Origin of the sequence: Actinoplanes sp. SE50/110, from assembly GCF_900119315.1 — a bacterium.
Classification (GTDB): domain Bacteria; phylum Actinomycetota; class Actinomycetes; order Mycobacteriales; family Micromonosporaceae; genus Actinoplanes.
In genome coordinates this window covers 1839439-1859073 of record NZ_LT827010.1, presented here as the reverse complement: position 1 = coordinate 1859073, position 19635 = coordinate 1839439, and the positions used below count along the sequence as shown (strand labels likewise).

Genomic DNA, 19635 nt, shown 5'->3' with positions numbered 1-19635 from the left:
ACCGATTCGGGAACCGGCGAGAAAGTTGGGGCGGTAAGGCTGCATGACCGACACACCTGATCACCACACGAGCGTGCCGTCCCGCCGGAAGCGCCTGGTCCGGCTCGGTCTGCTCGCCGTCGTGATCGGCGCGCTGGCCGCGGCCTCCGCCCTGCTCCCGCTCCGCGACATCGGTGACGCGGTGGTCGCGCTCGGCCCGGGCGCGGCGGTCGCCGTCGCGGTTCTCGGCGGCCTGCTGCTGTCGGCGCTGGTCCCGCGGACCGCGGTCACGGTCGCCTGCGGCGCGCTGCTGGGCGCCGCGATCGGCGCGGTCGCCGCGCTGGCCGCCGCGGTGATCGCCGCGGCCGCCACCTACTACCTGGGCCGCTGGGCCGGTCGCGGGGTGCTGCAGGCGCGGGCCGGCGGCCGGCTGGCCCGGCTGGACGGCTGGCTCAACCGCCGCGGCCTGGCCGCCGTGCTGCTGGTCCGGTTCCTGCCGCTGGCGCCGTTCGGCCTGATCGGCTACGCCTACGGCACCACCAGCGTCTGCCGCAAGCGCTACCTGCTGGGCACCACGATCGCCGCCATCCCGTCCACGGTGACCTACGCGGTGATCGGCGCCGCGGTGGCCTCACCGGGCCGGATGAACGCGATCACGATCGCCCCCGCGGTGGTCAGCTTCATCCTGTCGACGGCGATCGTGCTCCGCTGGCGCCACACCGCCCGCCGCGACGCCGCAACGGCACCGTCAACTGCCGATTCGGCCGTACGGGCGTAGCAGCACCGCCGCGCCGCGCAGCACCGCCGCGCCTCGCAGCACCGGTTTTCCGGCCCCGCCGCGCCTCCCGGGAGCATCCCATCAGCCCGGTGAGCGGCCGTCCGCCCGGGTGAGGAAGCTGCCACGCTCTCCCTCACCCGGCGGCCCCGGTCGTCCCGTCAGACGACGACGCTGACCAGGCGGCCCTTCACCACGATGACCTTCTTCGGCTCCTTGCCGCCCAGCGCCTCGGCCACGGCGGCCAGGGCCTGCGCCCGTACCTCCGCCTCCGGGGTGTCCGGAGCGACCTCGACCCGGCCGCGGACCTTGCCGTTGACCTGCACCGGGTAGGTGATCGAGTCGGCGACCAGCTGGGCCGGGTCGGCCTGCGGGAAGTCGGCGTACGCCAGCGTCCCCGCATGGCCCAGCCTGCCCCACAGCTCCTCGGCCAGGTGCGGGGCGAACGGCGACAGCATCAGCACCAGCGGCTCGACCGCCTCGCGGGACACCGTCGCCAGCGGGGTCAGCGTGTTGGTCAGCTCGATCAGCTTGGCGATCGCGGTGTTGAACCGCAGCTCGGCCATGTCCTCGCGGACCCCGGCGATGACCCGGTGCAGCACCTTGCGCGACTTCGGGTCCAGCTCGGCGTCGGTGACCCGGATCGCCCCGGTCTCCTCGTCGACCACCAGTCGCCAGACCCGCTGCAGGAAGCGCTGCGAGCCGACCACCGCGCGGGTCTCCCAGGGGCGGGAGACGTCCAGCGGGCCCATCGCCATCTCGTACACCCGGAAGGTGTCCGCACCGTACTGGTCGCACATCTCGTCGGGGGTCACCACGTTCTTCAGCGACTTGCCCATCTTGCCGTACTCCCGGGCGACCTCCTGGTCACCGTGGTACCACTTGCCGTCGCGCTCGACGACCTCCTCGGCCGGCACGATGACCCCACGGGCGTCCCGGAACGCGTACGCCTGGATGTAGCCCTGGTTGAACAGCTTGCGGAACGGCTCGAAGGACGAGACGTGGCCCAGGTCGAACAGCACCTTGTGCCAGAAACGGGCGTACAGCAGGTGCAGCACCGCGTGCTCGACGCCGCCGACGTACAGGTCGACGCCGCCCGGGTCGCCGGGGCGCTGCGGACCCATCCAGTACGCCTCGTTGGCCGGGTCGACCAGCGCGTGATCGTTGTGCGGGTCCAGGTAGCGCAGCTCGTACCAGCAGGAGCCGGCCCACTGCGGCATGGTGTTGGTCTCGCGGGTGTACATCCTGGGCCCGTCGCCCAGGTCCAGTTCGACCTGCACCCACTCCTTCTTGCGGGACAGCGGGGTCTCCGGCTCGGTGTCCGCGTCGTCCGGGTCGAAGGTGCGCGGCGAGAAGTCGTCGACGTCGGGCAGTTCGACCGGCAGCATCGACTCGGGCAGCGCGATCGGCAGCCCGGTCTCGTCGTACACGATCGGGAACGGCTCGCCCCAGTACCGCTGCCGGCTGAACAGCCAGTCCCGCAGCCGGTAGGTGGTGGCGCCGGCGCCCTTGCCCCGCTCCTCCAGCCAGGCGATCATCGCCGCCTTGGCCTCGTCCTTGTTCAGGCCGTTCAGGAACTCCGAGTTGATCACCTCGCCGTCGCCGACGTAGGCACCCTCGCAACCTTCCGGAGTGGCGATCGTCCGAACGACGGGCAGCTCGAACACCGTCGCGAACTCGAAGTCGCGCTGGTCGTGGCCGGGCACCGCCATGATCGCGCCGGTGCCGTACCCGGCCAGCACGTAGTCGGCGATGAACACCGGGATGCTCGCGCCGTTGACCGGGTTGACCGCGTACGCCCCGGTGAAGACGCCGGTCTTCACCTTGCCGTCGGCGGTGCGCTCCTCCTCGGTCTTGGCGGCGGCGGTGACCCGGTAGGCCTCGACCGCCTCCGCCGGGGTGCCGGCGACCTTCCAGGCCTCCTTCGTCCCGGCCGGCCATGCGGCGGGCACGATCTTCGAGACCAGCGCGTGCTCCGGAGCCAGAACCATGTACGTCGCGCCGAACAGCGTGTCCGGCCGCGTGGTGAATACCGTGATCCGGTCCGCATCGACGGCGAAGTCGACATGCGCGCCCTGCGACCGGCCGATCCAGTTGCGCTGCATCAGCTTGACCGGCTCCGGCCAGTCCAGCGCGTCCAGGTCGTCGACCAGGCGGTCGCCGTACGCGGTGATCCGCATCATCCACTGCTTCAGACTGCGCTGGAAGACCGGGTAGTTGCCCCGTTCGGACCGGCCGTCCGGGGTCACCTCCTCGTTGGCCAGCACGGTGCCCAGGCCGGGGCACCAGTTCACCGGCGCCTCGCTCACGTAGGCCAGCCGGTGGCCGTCGATCACCTTGCGCCGCTCGGCCGGGGACAGGGTGGCCCAGGCCGCGCCCCGCTCGCCGGCCTCGTAGGAGGCGATCAGCTCATCGATCGGCCGCGCCCGGCCCTGCTCCGGGTCGAACCAGGAGTTGAAGACCTGCAGGAAGATCCACTGGGTCCAGCGGTAGTACTCCGGGTCGGTGGTGGAGAAGGACCGGCGCTCGTCGTACGCCAGGCCCAGCCGGCGCAGCTGCTGCCGGTACCGCTCGACGTTGGCCGCGGTGGTGACCGCCGGGTGGGTGCCGGTCTGCACCGCGTACTGCTCGGCCGGCAGGCCGAACGCGTCGAAGCCCATCGGGTGCAGCACGTTGTAACCGGCCATCCGCTGGAACCGGGTGTAACAGTCGGTGCCGATGTAGCCCAGCGGGTGCCCGACGTGCAGACCCGCCCCGGACGGGTACGGGAACATGTCCTGCACGTGCAGTTTCGGGGCGCCGGCCCGCGGGTGTCCCGGGTCGGCCAGCTCGCCGGTCGGGTTGGGCGCGTGGAACGTCCCGTTCTCCGCCCAGTACCGCTGCCAGCGCAGCTCGATCTCGCCGGCCAGCGCGGCGGTGTAGCGGAACGGGTTGTCGGTCTCGCTCATCTTCACCATCTCGTCTACGTCAGTGGGCTGGTGGGGTTCCGCGCTCCGGGCACAAAAAAGCCCCTCACGCAGGAGGGGGCGCCGCACTGTACCGAAGGGTCGGTCAGCGCGGCCGGCTAAGGAGCAGAACAGACCAAGCCATGCGCGCCATGATACTCGCTCTCCGTAACGCCGGGCGACCGGTATACCCCGTACGGCCCCATCACTCTCGGTAAATGGACCATGTTCGTCCGGTTTTCTCGAAAACCCTGCTCGTTCCGGCCTTTCGGAGGGGTGTACCGGCGGAGCTAACCTGTCAGGACGGGCGGCGAGCGCCGGAGGTTCACGGACCGCTGGGCGCCCGCAGACTTGGGGTGCCCTGACGACGGTGAGTCGTCCACCGCGGGGTACGTATCACTTGGAGGAAGCCCGTGACAACGCCGACCTGGGGCGAGCCGACCGGACCGCTGTCGAACGCCGAGTTCCGCACCGCGACGCAGGCCATCATGACCAACATCGAGCAGGTCATCGAGGGCAAGAGTGCGACGGTGCGGCTGGCCCTCGCGGTCCTGCTGGCCGAGGGTCACCTGCTGATCGAGGACGTGCCGGGCGTCGGCAAGACCAAACTCGCCAAGGCCCTGGCCCGCTCCATCGACTGCTCGGTCCGCCGGATCCAGTTCACTCCGGACCTGCTGCCCAGCGACGTCACCGGGGTGAGCGTCTACAACCAGGAGACCCGGGACTTCGAGTTCAAGCCGGGCGCCGTCTTCGCCAACCTGGTGGTCGGCGACGAGATCAACCGCGCCTCGCCGAAGACCCAGTCCGCGCTGCTGGAGTGCATGGAGGAACGGCAGGTCACCGTCGACGGCACCACCTACGAGCTGCAGGCGCCGTTCATGGTGGTGGCCACCCAGAACCCGATCGAGATGGAGGGCACCTACCCGCTGCCGGAGGCGCAGCGGGACCGGTTCACCGCCCGGATCGCGATGGGGTACCCGGACCCCCGGGCCGAGCTGGCCATGCTCGGCCTGCACGGCGACCACGACCCGCTCAACGACATCCACGCGGTGGCCGATGCCGCACTGGTCCGCCGGCTGATCGACACGGCCCGCGCGGTGCACGCCGCGGACGCCGTCCAGCAGTACGCGATCGCCCTGGTCACCGCGACCCGGGAGGCCCCCGAGATCCGCCTCGGCGCGTCCCCGCGGTCCACCCTGCAGCTGCTGCGCACCGCCAAGGCGGTCGCCGCGCTGGAGGGCCGCGACTACGTGCTCCCGGACGACCTGCAGGCGCTGGCCGTGCCGGTGCTCGCGCACCGGCTGATCCCGACCGCGGACGCCCAGCTGAACCGGCGCACCACGGACACCATCGTCTCGGAGATCGTGCACCGGCTGCCGATCCCGGTGGCCAACCGGAATCCGTACGACACCCGGACCGGCGGCACGCAGTACGAGTCCCGGGGGCGATGACCATGCGGGAGGCGCTGCGGGGACTCACCACGCGCGGCCGCTCGTTCCTGGCCGCCGCGATCGCCGCCGGCATCTCGGCGCTCATCCTGGGTGAGCGCGACCTGCTGCGCGTGGCGGTGCTGCTGGCCGCCCTGCCGTTGCTGGCCGCGGCGTACGTCGGCCGGAGCCGCTACAAGCTGGCCTGCACCCGGTCGCTGGAGCCGGGCCGCGCCCCGGTCGGCTCCAGCGCCCGGGTGATCCTGCGCCTGCAGAACCTGTCCCGGCTGCCCACCGGCACCATGCTGCTGGAGGACCGCCTGCCGTACGCGCTGGGCAGCCGCCCCCGGGTGGTGCTGGAACGTCTCGGCGCGCAACAGGCCAGCTCGGTGGCCTACACCGTGCGCGCCGACGTCCGTGGGCGGTACCCGATCGGCCCGCTGGTGATCCGGCTGACCGACCCGTTCGGACTGTGCGAGCTGACCCGTTCGTTCCCCAGCGTCGACCAGCTCACCGTGATCCCGCAGGTCACGCCGCTCCCCCGGGTGCGGTTGGCCGGGGAGTACGCGGGGACCGGGGACAGCCGGGCCCGCTCGGTGGCGGTGCACGGCGAGGACGACGCGGCCACCCGGGAGTATCGGCGCGGCGACGACCTGCGCCGGGTGCACTGGCGGTCCACCGCCCGCACCGGCGAGCTGATGGTCCGCCGCGAGGAGCAGCCCTGGGAGAGCCGGGCCACCGTGGTGCTGGACACCCGGGCGATCGCGCACCGCGGCGAGGGTCCGACCGCCAGCTTCGAGTGGGCCGTCTCGGCGGCCGCCAGCATCGCGGCGCACCTGCGCGAGGCCGGCTACAAGGTGCGTCTGGTCACCGGCGACGGGTCCGACCTCGACGGCAGCGAGCCCGGCGGTGACGGCCTGATCCTGGACGCCCTGGCCGACGTGAAACTCGCCGCGGCCGGCGACCTGGCGCTGCTGGTCGAGCAGGTCCGCCGGCGATCCGACGGCGGCCTGGTGATCGGCCTGTTCGGCACTCTCACCACGGCCGAGGCGCAGCTGCTCGGGCAGCTCCGCGGCAACGGCGCGACCTGCATCGGGTTCGCCATCGACAGCGACACCTGGGTGCCGATGACCGCCGGGGACCGGCAGGAGTCGGACCGGGAGCACGCGGCGGCGTCACTGGCGCTGGTCCGTGGCGGCTGGCGCTCGGTACCGGTCACGCACGGCGACACCCTGCCGGCGCTGTGGCCCACGGTGGGCCGCGGCTCACAGGGCTTCGCCTACCGCGCGGCGATGGCCGAGACGGTCAGCGGGGTGACCCGATGACCGGCCGCCGTCGTCTCGGACTCGTCGCGGCCGGCGCCACCCTGCTCGGCTCGGCCCCGCTCGCCACCATCTTCGACACCTGGAGCTGGCTGCTGCGGGTGGTCTTGACCGTCGTGATGATCGCCGGCACCGCGGTGCTCACCCGGACCCTGCGGTTCCCCAGCTGGGCGCAGGCGCTCGGCATGGTCGCCGGCCTGCTGATCACACTCACCTGGATCTTCCCGAGCGGGCACGAGCTGCTGGTGCCGACCCCGGCCACGCTGGCGCACTTCGGCGACCTCATCCAGCAGGCCGGGGACGACACCCGGGCGTACGCCGTGCCGGTGCCCGACCGCGACGGCCTGCTGTTCGTGGCGACGCTCGGGATCGGCGTGGTCGCCATCGTGGTCGACCTGCTCACCGCGGTGTTCCGGCGGCCGGCCCTGGCCGGGCTGCCGATGCTCGCGATCTACTCCATCCCGGTCGCGGTCTACCTGGACAGCGTCCCGGTCACCCCGTTCATCATCGGCGCCTGCGGCTACCTGTGGCTGCTGGTCGCCGACAACGTGGACCGGGTGCGCCGGTTCGGCCGCCGGTTCACCGGCGACGGCCGGGACGTCGACGTCTGGGAGCCGTCCCCGCTGGCCTCGGCCGGCCGCCGGCTCGGCCTGGCCGGCGTGCTGGTGGCGGTGCTGCTGCCGCTGATCGTGCCGACCGTCAACGGCGGCCTGCTGTCCCAGCTCACCCAGGGTGGCAGCGGGGCCGGCGGCGGCCTCGGCAAGGGCGGCGGCCAGATCAACCTGTTCGCCAAGCTCAGCGGCCAGCTGAACCAGACCACCACGGTCAACCTGCTCAAGGTGCGCACCGACGAGAAGGACCCGTTCTACCTCCGGTTCGGCGTCGCCGACCTGCTCAGCAACGACGGCTTCAGCAACCAGCCGCCGGGCGGCAACACGCTCAAGGCGGGCAGCCTGCCCGACCCGCACCACGACGGCGCGACCGACCAGGTGGCCTTCCAGCAGCATCACGCCGACATCGAGGTCAGCGACCTGCTGCGGCAGAGCATGGCCCCGATGTACTCGAACCCGATCGCGATCAAGGATCTGTCCGGCAACTGGGCGTACGACCCCAACCAGCAGGTGCTGTACTCCAACCGCAGCAACACCGGCAAGCAGAAGTACTCGATCGACTATCTGCGGGCGCTGTACACGCCGGCCCAGCTGCGGACCGCGCCGGCCCTCGGGCCGGACGACCCGATGCGCAAGCTGTTCACCGCCCACCCGGACAACAAGTACGTGGACACGCTGGTCGCCGGGCTGGTGAAGGGGAAGACGAACGACTACGACAAGATCCGCGCGATCTACGAGTTCTTCTCCCGCAAGAACAACTTCAACTACAGCGTGTCGACCCAGTCCACCGGGAACCTCTCCGACATCGAGGCGTTCCTGAGGAACAAGACCGGTTACTGCCAGCAGTACGCGGCGGCCATGGCGTGGATGGTCCGCGACGCCGGCATCCCGTCCCGGGTGGCGTTCGGGTTCACCCGCGGCACCCCGCAGGACAACGGTGCGTACGTGATCACCAACCGCAACGCGCACGCCTGGACCGAGGTCTACCTGCAGGGCTTCGGCTGGGTGCCGTTCGACGCGACACCGGCCGGCTCGGTGGCCGGCGCGTCCCGCTCGAACTGGGCGCCGGACACCGACCGGACCGCGACACCGACCGCCTCGGCGACGACCGCACCGGTCGCCGGTGCCAGCGCGTCCGCCGCCGCGGCCGGCACCGGCAAGCGCCCCAACCGGGCCGATGACGGCAGCGACCTGGCCACCGGCGGCACCTTCGAGAGCGACCAGCAGAGCTGGACCGGCCTGATCGTCGGCGCGGTGGTCGCCACGATGATTGCGCTGCTGCTGGTCCCGGCCCTGCGTCGGGTCCTGCTCCGGCGCCAACGGCACGCCGCGACCGTCGGGCCACCCCCGGCGACCTCGGTCGACCCGGGCATCGCCGGACCGTCCGGCGCGGTCACCGGGATCGAGGTGTCCCCCGGGTCGGCGCAGGCCCGGGCCGACGCCCACGCGGCATGGGACGAGCTGATCGACACCATGGTCGACTTCCAGTTCGCGGTCGACCCGACCGAGACCCCGCGGCTGACCGCCCAGCGGTTGGTCAAGGAGGCCCTGCTGGAAGCGGACGCGGCCGGCGCCGCCGAGCTGCTCGGCACGGCCGAGGAACGGGCCCGGTACGCCCGCCAGCCGATGCAGGGCGCCGAACTGACCACGGCCCTGCGCCGGGTCCGCGCCGGCCTGGCCCACTCCACCACCGGGTGGGTCCGGTTGCGGGCCGCGCTGTTCCCGCCGTCGATCCTGCTCAGCTGGCGTCTCGGCCTGGCCGAGGCGGGCACCCGGACGATGGAGGCGGCCGCCAGCACCGGCGATTTCCTGACCCGCTTCAACCCCCGCCGCCTGCTCCCCCGCGGGCGGTAGGCGCCGCCAGCGGCTACCAGGGACTACCAGGCAGACGCCGTCGGCGGCCGCCCGACAGGCACCGCCAGCGGCCGCCCGACAGGCACCGCCAGCGGCCGCCCGACAGGCACCGCCGGCGGCCGCACGACAGACACCGTCGGTGGCCGCCACCAGGCGCCGTCGGCAGCCGCCACCAGGCGGCTGTCACTCGGCGGCTGCCACTCGGTGGCGGCCAGCGACACACCACCCGCCTCCGCGGGCGCCGCACCATCCGCGGCGGGCCGCATCGACAACGACCTTCAGCATGAGCGGCGCCGTCCCGGAGGACGGCGCCGCGTGAAGTTTCCGGCCTCGGCGTCTGCCCGGCTATGCGTGCCGGCCCCGACATGTGCGGTTGACCCGCTGGGCCGGACAGGGCGTACCGCGGGAAGCAGAGAATGACCCGACGGGCCGCCACGCGGCGCACCACCGGAAGCATGTAATGACGACCTGATGCGCCCGGGCATGGCTTACGGCACACCACCGGAAGCACTCATGACGGGCCGCGGGAGCGTCACGACCCACCACCGAAAGCAGAGAATGACGACTGGACGGGGCGCGCGGAACTCACGACGCGCCGCCGGAAGCAGAGAACGACGACGGCGGCCCGGAGGCCGCCGATCGTCGGGTGCCGGGTGGGGCCGTCAGCGATGCCCCTCCGGACGCTGCCTCCAGCGGTCCTCCAGGCGGTCCAGCAGACCGCCGTTGCCCTTACGGCCCTGACGGGTGCGCCGCGAGGCGGTCCCGCCGACCGACTTGAGGTCGGGGGCCTGCCCGCGTTTGCGCGACTGCATCGCGAACGCGGCCGCCCCCAGCATCACGACGAAGCCGGCGACGCCGAGCAACACGGTGCCGGAAGCCGCTCCGTAGACGACGAGGGCCAGGCCCAGCACGATCACGAACGCGGCGATGATGAGCCGGCGCCGTGCGTGGAAACGCGGGTCGCTGGCCCGCACAGCCGAGGCGAACTTGGGGTCCTCGGCAAGCGACCGCTCGATCTGATCGAACAGCCGCTGCTCGTGCTCCGAGAGCGGCACGGCATTCCTCCCCGGGCGCATGTCCGGCCCAAAGTGGGGCCGGGGCAGCCGTCGGCTGCCTTATCACGCAAGTCTACGAGGGGGTCGGCGGGTCGGAAAGCGGGACGACGGCCGAGTGCGGGTGATTTTCCCTGCCCGGAAGATCGATTCGTCCGAAAAGCCCGGCTCACCAGCCCAATTACCTATGGTGAAACAATCACGACATCGAGTGATGCGGATGCCGGGCGCTCAGCGGGCGATCAACAACGGCACGGTCATCTCGGCCGCGGTGACCGATCCGTGGTACGCCACCAGCTGTCCCGCCTTGACCGGTTCCCACCCGGAGGCGATCGCCACCGCCCGGCCGTGGCAGATCACCACCACGTCGCCGATCCGCCCGGCGTGCGCGGCCGGCACCGGCCCGAACCAGCCCCCGGCGATCGCCTCCTCGCGGGTCAGTACCGATGCCTCGGCGCCGAACACCCCGCGCCAGCTGGCGATCACGTCATCCCGCGCGCCGTCCGCCACGTGCAGGTAGCGGACCCGGGACTCACCGGCGACCCCGACCACGCCGTCCCGCAGCTCCGGGATCGCGGCGATGTCCCGGCGGCCCTCGATCGGCACGTTCAGCTGGCCGTGATCGGCGACCACCAGCAGCGCGGAGCGTGGCGGCAGCCCGTGCACCACCCGGTCCAGCAGCCGGTCCACCCCGCGGGCCGCCGCCCGCCAGCTCGGCGAACCCACCCCGTCCTCGTGCCCGAAGTGGTCCAGATCGGGGTGGTACCCGTAGACCAGCGCCGGCCCGTCCGCCTCGCGCAGCGCGGCCAGCATCCCGTCGGCGACCGCGGCACCGTCCGCGGCGCCGCGGTAGACGCCGCCCCGGTTCGCCGCGAGGGACAGCCCGCTGCCCTCGAACTGCGGCCGGCTGACCACGGTGACCCGCACCCCGGCCGCGGCGGCCAGCTCCATCCGGGTCGGGACCGGCTGCCATCGCCGCGGGTCCGGGTCGTCGTCCCACAGGATGTGGGTGAGCGGCCGGCCGTCCGGGCGGCGGACGGTGAATCCGAGCACCCCGTGCGCGCCGGGCGGCACCCCGGCACCGAGCGTGACCAGGCTGACCGGGGTGGTGGACGGGAAACCGGCGGTCAGCGTCGCGGCGTGCCCACGCCCGCCGGCGGCCAGGTCGGCCAGGACCGGGGCGTGCGGCGCGGCGAGCGGCAGCTGGTAGGCGCCGAGGCCGTCGATCAGCAGCACGGCGATCCGGTCGACGCCGTCCAGGCGGGCGCCGAGACCGAGCACGTCGGCCGCGCCCGGCACGCCGAGCACGGCACTGACGCTGGGCAGCAGGTCGGCGAGGCTGCCCGACCCGTACGCCGGATGAACGGTCCGCAGCGCGTCCGGATGCAGCCCGTCGTCGGGAGCCGGCCCGCTCGGATCCACACCGGCATCGACAAGACGATCAGCGGCGGACGACAGGCCGCCCGGATCCGCACCGGCGCCGGAAAGACGATCAGCGGCGGACGACGAGCCGCCCGGGTCAGCGCCGGCGGCCGGGACAGCGCTCATGGCCGGCGCGCGAACAGGTGCAGCTGGGAGGCGATGTCCCGGAACGGCGGCTGCGCGCTCAGCGCGAGCTCCAGCTCCAGCACCGCCTGCGGGTCCTCGTCGAGCACGGCGGCCGGCAACAGGTCGGCGACCACCCGTACGCCGTGGGTCTGCTCCACCTCGAACCCCGCGGTCCGCAGGAGCGCGGCGGCGGTCTCCGCGTCGTACCGCCGGCGCAGCGTGTCGCGCGGCCCGGACCGGCCCTCCGGGTCGGTGACCAGCGCCGACGCCGCCCGCAGGTGCCCGTTGACGGCGCGGCCGAGGACCGCTGCGGCCCGCCCGGCGACCAGCAGGCTGAGGGCCCCGCCGGGCCGCAGCGCGCCGGCGATCGCGGTGACCACCCGCGCCGGGTCGTCGACCACCTCCAGCACGGCGTGGCACAGGACGAGGTCGGCGCTGCCCGGCTCGACCAGGCCGGCGAGCGCGTCGCCGTCGCCCTGCACGGCCCGGACCCGGCCGGCGACCCCGGCGTCGGCGGCCCGGCGGGTCAGCGCGGCCAGCGCGTCCGGGCTGGCGTCGATCACGGTGACGGTGTGCCCGGCCTCGGCCAGCGGCACAGCGAACCCGCCGGTGCCCCCGCCGACGTCCAGGACGGTCAGCTCGCGGCCGGCGTTGCGCTCCAGTTCACGGCGCAGGACGGCCCAGACCGCGGCGGTGCGGGCGGTGACGAGCGGCCGGCCGGTACGTGCGATAGCGGTGTCCACGCGCGCAAGCCTATCGGCCGGACCAACCCGTTATCAGGAACGGCGTCGGTCAGAAGGCGAAGAGCACCCCGGTGGCGCGGGTCATCTCGCAGCCGTTGCCGAACCGCTGGGTCCACTTCACCGGCCGGCCCCGCCAGGTGCCCCGCAGCTGCGCGGTCACCGGCTGGTAGAGCATGAAGCAGAGCCGGTCGGCGGGCTTGAGTCTCCGCGGGTCGGCGCCGACCCGGCCGAGTTCGGCGCAGGCCTGGGCGGCTTTCGGGTGCTCGCCGCCGTCCGGGTCGCAGGTGAGCCGGACGGCCGCCGGACGCCCCGTCTCGCCGGCGTAGGTGAGGACGAGCCGGGATTCCGGTCGGGCCGCCGCGGCCGGCGCGGCGGTGGCCAGGACGACCGCGGCGACGAAACCGGTGCAGATGCGTAGCAACATGGTGACGCACCCTATGCTATTTGTCGGGAAATTTCCGGCATATCAGCGGAAGTCGCGGGAGGCTGGTGTGACCGGCGGGTGCAGCGCGTCCAACCTGTCCGCCACCAGGTTCAGCACCCCTTCCACCTTCTCCAGCCTGCCCCGCACCAGCAGCGCCGCACTGCTGCGCGCCACCCGGCGGTACCGCAGCCACAGCCCCGGCGAGCAGGTCACGTTCAGCATCCCGGTCTCGTCCTCCAGGTTCACGAAGGTCACCCCGCCCGCGGTCGCCGGCCGCTGCCGGTGGGTGACGATCCCGCCGACCCGCACCCGGCTGCCCGCCGCCACCGTCCCCAGGTCGGCGATCGACAGCGCCCCGGCCCCGGTCAGCTGCTCCCGCAGGAACCGCGCCGGGTGCGTGTCCGGCGACAGTCCGGTCGCCCACACGTCCGCCACCAGCAGGTCCACCTCGCTCATCCCGGGCAGCGTCGGCGCCTCGGTGCCGGTCACCGTCCCCGGCAGCCGGTCCGGTTTGTCCTGGGCGGCCGCGCCGGCGGCCCACAGCGCCTCCCGGCGCGACAATCCGAAGGAGGCGAAGGCGTCGGCCGTGGCCAGCGCCTCCAGGTTCGCGATCGAGCATCCGGTCCGCCGGGCAAGATCGGTCATGGAGCGGTACGGCCCGTGTTCCCGCCGTTCGTTCTCGATCAGCTCGGCCAGGTCGGCCCCGATCGTCCGCACCGATCGCAGCCCCTGCCGCACCGCCGGGCCGCCGAGCCCCCAGACCTGCGGCGCCTCCCCCACCCCGGCCTTGCGCCGGGTGTCCGGGGTGGTCTCCAGGGTGGCCATCGCGTCGCTGCGGTTGATGTCCGGGCGGCGCACCTCAACCCCGTGCCGGCGCGCGTCGTCGACCAGCGTCTGCGGCGAGTAGAAGCCCATCGGCTGGGCGTTGAGCAGCGCCGCGCAGAACGCCGCCGGGTGGTACCGCTTCAGCCAGGCGCTCGCGTAGACCAGGTAGGCGAAGCTCATCGCGTGGCTCTCCGGGAAGCCGTAGCTGGCGAAAGCGGACAGTTTGTGGAACAGGTCGTCGGCGAGTTCCCCGGTGATCCCGTTGCCGGCCATCCCCTCGTACAACCGCCTCTTGATCCTCTCCATCTTCTCCACGGACCGTTTGGAGCCCATGGCGCGCCGCAACTGATCGGCCTCGGCCGGATCGAAACCGGCCACGTCGATCGCGAGCTGCATCAACTGCTCCTGGAACAGCGGCACCCCGAGCGTCTTGCGCAGCGCGTTCTCCATCAGCCGGTGCGGCACGTCCGGCTTCTCCAGGCCGTTCTTGCGGCGGATGTACGGGTGCACCGAGCCGCCCTGGATCGGCCCCGGCCGGATCAGCGCCACCTCGATCACCAGGTCGTAGAACCGGGTGGGCTTGAGCCGGGGCAGCGTCGCCATCTGCGCGCGGCTCTCCACCTGGAACACCCCGACCGAGTCGGCCCGGCAGAGCATCGTGTAGACCTCGGCGTCGTCGAGCCGCATGGTGCCGATGTCGAGTTCGTCCTCGATCATGTCGTACGCATAGTGCAGCGCCGACAGCATGCCGAGCCCGAGCAGGTCGAACTTGACCAGGTCGACCGCCGCGCAGTCGTCCTTGTCCCACTGCAGCACGCTGCGGCCGGGCATCCGGCCCCACTCGACCGGGCAGACCTCGATGATCGGCCGGTCGCAGATCACCATCCCGCCGGAGTGGATGCCCAGGTGGCGGGGGAAGTTCTGGACCGCGTTGGCATAGTCGACGACCATCTCGGGGATGTCGCTGTCGGCGGTGGCCACGTCGCCCCAGCGATCGATCTGTTTACTCCACGCGTCCTGCTGACCGGCCGAGAACCCGAACGCGCGGGCCATGTCCCGGACCGCCGACCGGGGGCGGTACGAGATCACGTTGGCGACCTGGGCGGTGTGCTCCCGCCCGTACTTCTGATAGACGTGCTGGATCACCTCCTCGCGCCGGTCCGACTCGATGTCCACGTCGATGTCCGGCGGGCCGTCCCGCTCCGGGGCGAGGAAGCGTTCGAAGAGCAGGTCGTACTCCACCGCGTCGACATTGGTGATCCACAGGGCGTAGCAGACCGCGGAGTTCGCCGCCGACCCCCGCCCCTGGCAGTAGATCTTCTCGCGCCGGCAGAAGTCCACGATGTCGTACACGACCAGGAAGTAGCCGGGGAACCCGAGCTCCTCGATCATCCGCAGCTCCTTCTCCAGCTGCGCGTACGCCTTCGGATGGTGCTCCCCGTACCGGACCCGGGCGCCCCGCATGGTCAGTTCCCGCAGCCAGCTCATCTCGGTGTGCCCGGGCGGCACGTCGTAGTCCGGCAGCCGCGGGGCGACCAGGTTCAGGTCGAAGGAGAGCCCCTCGCCGTACATCGCGGCGTTCGCCACCGCCCCCGGATAGTCCCGGAACCGGCGTGCCATCTCGGCACCGCTGCGCAGGTGGGCGGTGCCGGCCGCGGGCAGCCAGCCGTCCATCTCGTCCAGCCCGCGGCGGGCGCGGACGGCGGCGAGCGCGGTGGCCAGCCGACGGCGTGCCGGGGTGGCGTAGTGCACGTTGCCGGTCGCCACCACCTCCAGCCGGCGCTCCCGGGCCAGGGTGCACAGCGCGTCGTTGAAGTCCCCGTCGTACGGATGACCATGATCGGTCAGCTCGACCGCCACGTTCGACCGGCCGAACAGGTCGGCCAGCCGGTCCAGCTCCCAGGCCGCGGCGTCCATCCCCTCGGTGGCCAGCGCCTGCCGGACGGTGCCCTTGCGGCAGCCGGTCAGGACCAGGACGTGGTCGTGCAGGATCTCGGCGATCTGTTCCAGACTCTCGTACTCCGGCTTGCCCTTCTCCCCGCCACGGATCTGGGCCTGCGAGATGACCCGGGCCAGCCGCGCATACCCGTCGTGACCGTTTGCCAGGGCCAGCAGGTGGGTGCCCTCCGGATCCGGCTCGCCGTTCTGCGGCCGGGTCAGGCCCAGCGACAGTTCGGCCCCGAAAATCGTGGGCAGGCGCAGCTCCCGGGCCGCCTGGGAGAACCGGACCACACCGTAGAAACCGTCGTGGTCGGTGACCGCCAGCCCGGTCAGGCCGAGCCGGGCGGCCTCCTCGGCCAGTTCCTCGGGATGGCTGGCGCCGTCCAGGAAGCTGAAGTTGGTGTGACAGTGCAACTCGGCGTACGCGACCTCGGCGTCCGAACGGACCAACCCGGGAGCCGCCCGGTACGGCTCCCGCTTGCGGGTCCAGGCCGGTGCATCACCGCCGTCACCGTCCACCACGAGCGGATCGGCGACCTGCTCCGGCCCGGGAGCGGCCCACAACCCCGGCTTCCCGGCCGGTTTCGGCCCGTCTCCGCCCCGGTCTGCGCCACCGTTCCTCCGTCCGTCGAGATCGCGTACCAGATCGGCCCATGGCCTCGCCGGATTGTGGAAACTCATCGCCCTGCCCACTCAGTCATAGATCGCCTCCACCACCCACTGCCCCGCCGCCAGCGACAACAACAGCGCCCGCCCGTCAGCCAGCGACATCTGGAACCGGGCCCGCCGCCGCGCCTCCTCCGGCGCCCACCACCGCTCGTCGACCGGCCACGGCCCGGCCCACCCGGTGATCGGCAGCGGCGCCGACCGCCCGACGGCCAGGCTGGCCGGCGTGCCGGTGAGCTCCAGACGCGCGGAAACGCCGACCGGAAGCCCGAGCTCGTCATGCACCACCGCGGGAAGCGGCTCGGGCAGCACCATCGCCGGTGACGGCCGCGGCAGACGTCCGGGCCACGGCGGCAAACCCACACCTTCACCCCGATTGCGGCGTACGCCGTCAGCCGCGCCCGCCGCGCCCCTCTCCGCCGCCGCGCCTTTCCGGGGTGCCGTGCCCCCGTTCTCTCGGCCGGGCAGGTCGGGGGCGATGGCGCGGTCGAGCACCGGAACGGTGACCAGACCGGGAATCGGATCGGCGTGCACCGCGGCCGGCCGGGCCGGGGTGCGCTCGTCCCCCCACGGCACCAGCCGGACCTGATCACTCCCGGACCGCCCGCCGCCGATCACCGGGGTCACCACCGACTCCGGCCCGAGCAGGCCCTGCACCCGGCTGAACGCCCGGTGCGCCCGGTCCCGTTCGGCGCCCGCGTCCCCCCACAGCCCGGGTTGCAGCCCGGCGTGCGCCAGCAGCCCGTCCGGGATCAGGCTGAGCCGGACCAGGCCGGCGGTCGGCCGGGCCGGCCCGGACCGCCGGCCCCCGGTCAGCCAGCCGTCCAGCTGCCAGCGCACCCGGTCGGCGATGGCGGCCGCGCCCAGCAGTCCGTCGTGCCGCCACACCCGGTGCAGTTCCTGCCCGTCCGCGGTGACCGCCTCCACCCCCAGCCGGGTGCAGGCCAGCCCGTGCCCGGCCAGCCGTTCGTGCAGTCGTTCGGCGAGCACCCGGCCGGCGAAGGCGGCGGTGTCCACCCGGTCCAGCGGCTCGTCGTACGTCTCGGTGACGGCCAGGTCGACCGGCGGCTGCCGGACCGCCAGCGGCCGATGATCGCCGCCCCGGGCCAGCCGATGCGCCAGCGCCCCGTCGAAGCCGAACCGGGTCAGCACGTCCCCGGCCGGCAGCGCGGCGAACTCCCCGAGTGTCTTGGCCCCGAGCCGGCGCAGCAGGTCGGCCAGGTCGGGCCGGTCCAGCGCGTCCACCGGCATGCCGGCCAGAAACCCGGCCGTCCCCCCGACCGCCACGATCTGCCCGCCGCGCGCCGCGATCCCGGCCGCGAACACCCCACCGGCGATCCCCACCTGGCTCTCCACCGCGCAGGTCTGCGCCACATGCTCGACGATCCGCTCGGCCGCGGCCTCCTCCCCTCCGTAGTACCGGGCCGGCCCCCGGGCAGCCAGCGCGCAGGCCCCCGGCCGCACCACCTCCACCCCGGCCGCGACCTCCTCCACCGCGGCCACCACCGCCTCAAAGGTCCGCGCATCCCGCCCCGGGTCGTGCTCCACCACGATCAGATGCGGACACCGCCCCTGCGCATCCCGCCGCCGCAGCCCCCGCCGGACACTCTCCCGCCGAGCCGCCTCGGAACAGGCCAGCACCCGGTTGTTCGCCATCACCGCCACCGCCCCGTCCCCCGGCACCCCCAACTCGATCTCCGCCGCCACCACCGGCCAATCCGGACACCACACCATCAGCGTCCGCACCCCCTCCTCCACCCCCACGTCCCCTCCCCTCACCGCTCAGCCCTTCACCGCCCAGTCCCTCGCCGCCCAGCTCCCCGGCCGCTCAGTCCCTCGCCGCCCAGCTCCCCGGCCGCTCAGTCCCTCGCCGCCCAGCTCCCCGGCCGCCCAGCCCCTCGCCGCCCAGCCCCTCGCCGCCCACCTCTTCGCCGCCCAGCCCCTCGCCGCCCAGCCCCTCGCCGCCCAGCCCCTCGCCGCTCACTCGCCCGCTGAGGCCCCGGCCGGCACTTCATGCCGCGCCCTCTCACCGCCACGCGGACCGGTGCCCCACCGTCCACGCCGCGCTGAAGCCCCACCCCGCCGCGACGTGGACGCCCCCGGCTCCGGGTGCTCCGGGCCGGGGGTCGACGCGGTGAGGTCCGGGACGGCGCGGAGCGGCCGGTTACCCGGGGCGGGCAGCGTGCTGCCGGGAGGGTCGGCCGTAAGGTCCGGGAGGGTGGGTACGGCGACCGGACGGACGGGTGGGGCGTCCGGCATGCCGGCCGAGCCGACGGGCAGGGCCGCCGGGGTTCCCGGGCGGGACGTCAGGCCCGGCATCCAGAGGGTCAGCTCTTTGGGGCGGGCCGCCGCGCCGCGGCCGCCGGCGAGCACGGTGACCTCGCGCCGGCGCAGCCGGCCACGGCCGTCTCCGAGGCCTTCCCAGTTCCCCCGGCCGACCCGCAGTGTCACGTCGGCCCCGGTCCAGTCCCCGAACGGCACCAGCACACTGCCCCGCTGCCGCGCCCGGGCCGCCAGCCGCCCGGCGATGGACGCGGACACCGGCCCGGGCACCGCGGTCACCACCACGTCCACCCCGTCGATCAGCGCGGCGACCACGGTCGGCCAGTCCGGCCCGGGTTCGGGCACCAGCGCCAGCCGTTCCAGCACGATGCCGGTTTCCGCCGCGGCGAGCGCCCCCAGCGCCGGCAGTCCGACCACCGCGCACCAGGATCCCGCCCGGGACGCCGCCGCGAGCAGCGCCAGCATCAGCGAGGTCCCCCCGCCGGCCCGCGCCACCCGGCCTCCGGCCACCGCCACCGTGCTGCCCCGGCGCAGTCCGCGCCCCGGCAGCAGGTTGCCCAGCTCACTGGCCACCGGCAGCATCCGGTGCGCTCCCGGCTCCGCCGCCTCACTCGCCGGCCGAACCAGTTCCGCGAGCGCAGCCGTCCCGCTGATCATGCGCCCTGCCATCGTGCCCCGCCTTGTATCCCCGTGTACTTCCCCATCGCGGCGACACCCTCTGCCCGAACCCGCTACCTATCGGGCCCCAGCCCCGCTTCAGCTACATCACCCGCCGCTACATCGCCCCGCCACCCAGCCACCTCACTGCCACACCACCCCGCCGCCGAACCGCCCCGCTGTCCAGACCACCCGCCGCCAAACCGTCCCGCCGCCGAACCTCCCCGCCGCCAAACTGCCCGGCCGCCAAACCGTCCCGCCGCCAAACCGTCCCGCTGTCCAGACCACCCGCCGCCAAACCGTCCGGCTGTCCAGACCACCCGCCGCCAGATCTCCGGACCACCTCGCCACCAGACCGCCCCGCTGTCCAGACCGCCTCCGCAAGATCGCTACCCGCCTAGTCATGTCTGCCCGGCGCTGAACTTCCGAGCCTTCCGACACCCGCGGGCCGCGATCTAGGTTCCTGAGCACGGCGAGCACTCCAAAGGTGCGAGTGGACAAATCCCCAACGGGCAAGCCGGAGTTGCCAGCCCATCAGCGGGAGCCGGTCGAACGGCAAAGCCGGTCGGAAATCAGCGCAGCG

11 protein-coding genes and 1 pseudogene are annotated in these 19635 nt (G+C 73.2%); 4 read left to right on the top strand and 8 right to left on the bottom strand.

The features are described from left to right. Positions 1-43 precede the first annotated feature (43 nt). Entirely contained in the window at positions 44-757 is a 714-nt protein-coding gene (locus tag ACSP50_RS08330) for a TVP38/TMEM64 family protein (RefSeq protein WP_014688719.1), read from the top strand. A 158-nt stretch (positions 758-915) separates the two neighbouring features. On the opposite strand, the gene leuS is transcribed toward ACSP50_RS08330, so the two are convergent. After that, positions 916-3711 carry a leucine--tRNA ligase gene (gene leuS / locus ACSP50_RS08325; RefSeq protein WP_369793904.1) on the bottom strand — a complete coding sequence of 932 codons (2796 nt, stop codon included), beginning with the start codon at positions 3709-3711 and terminating at the stop codon, positions 916-918. A gap of 401 nt (positions 3712-4112) precedes the next feature. Between leuS and ACSP50_RS08320 the strand changes: the two genes are divergently transcribed. Genes ACSP50_RS08320 through ACSP50_RS08310 form a run of 3 tightly spaced genes read left to right on the top strand, consistent with a single transcriptional unit; the run spans position 4113 to position 8913 of the window. Continuing rightward, positions 4113-5150 (top strand): MoxR family ATPase, encoded by a 1038-nt coding sequence (locus ACSP50_RS08320; RefSeq protein WP_014688717.1) that lies wholly within the window; start codon positions 4113-4115, stop codon positions 5148-5150. Between the two features lie 2 nt (positions 5151-5152). Continuing rightward, a complete protein-coding gene (locus ACSP50_RS08315; protein WP_043511039.1) occupies positions 5153-6451 on the top strand; it encodes a DUF58 domain-containing protein in 1299 nt (432 codons plus the stop codon). Next, on the top strand, positions 6448-8913 hold the full coding sequence (locus tag ACSP50_RS08310; RefSeq protein ID WP_014688715.1) for a DUF3488 and transglutaminase-like domain-containing protein: 2466 nt from the start codon (positions 6448-6450) through the stop codon (positions 8911-8913). The genes ACSP50_RS08315 and ACSP50_RS08310 overlap by 4 nt, the downstream gene beginning before the upstream one ends. A 662-nt stretch (positions 8914-9575) precedes the next feature. Here the strand turns inward: ACSP50_RS08310 and ACSP50_RS08305 are convergent. The 7 genes and pseudogenes from ACSP50_RS08305 to ACSP50_RS08275 all read right to left on the bottom strand — a co-directional run. Beyond that, positions 9576-9968, bottom strand: coding sequence for a DUF3040 domain-containing protein (locus tag ACSP50_RS08305; protein WP_014688714.1), 393 nt, complete (start codon positions 9966-9968; stop codon positions 9576-9578). Positions 9969-10196: 228 nt separating this feature from the next. Continuing rightward, positions 10197-11513: an alkaline phosphatase family protein gene (locus ACSP50_RS08300; protein ID WP_014688713.1), complete on the bottom strand. Its 1317-nt coding sequence runs from the start codon at positions 11511-11513 to the stop codon at positions 10197-10199. Beyond that, the gene (locus ACSP50_RS08295; protein WP_014688712.1) at positions 11510-12256 is read right to left on the bottom strand and encodes a methyltransferase domain-containing protein; all 747 of its coding nucleotides are present in this window, start codon (positions 12254-12256) and stop codon (positions 11510-11512) included. Before ACSP50_RS08295 ends, ACSP50_RS08300 begins: the two co-directional genes overlap by 4 nt. Positions 12257-12305: 49 nt before the next feature. Next, positions 12306-12680: an SSI family serine proteinase inhibitor gene (locus tag ACSP50_RS08290; RefSeq protein WP_014688711.1), complete on the bottom strand. Its 375-nt coding sequence runs from the start codon at positions 12678-12680 to the stop codon at positions 12306-12308. Positions 12681-12722: 42 nt separating this feature from the next. Then, the gene (locus ACSP50_RS08285) at positions 12723-16127 is read right to left on the bottom strand and encodes an error-prone DNA polymerase (protein WP_014688710.1); all 3405 of its coding nucleotides are present in this window, start codon (positions 16125-16127) and stop codon (positions 12723-12725) included. Positions 16128-16139: 12 nt separating this feature from the next. Continuing rightward, a complete protein-coding gene (locus ACSP50_RS08280) occupies positions 16140-17846 on the bottom strand; it encodes a DNA polymerase Y family protein (RefSeq protein ID WP_043513738.1) in 1707 nt (568 codons plus the stop codon). 432 nt (positions 17847-18278) lie between these two features. Further along, positions 18279-19064, bottom strand: a pseudogene (locus ACSP50_RS08275) (hypothetical protein); the annotation flags it as partial. Positions 19065-19635: the final 571 nt, after the last annotated feature.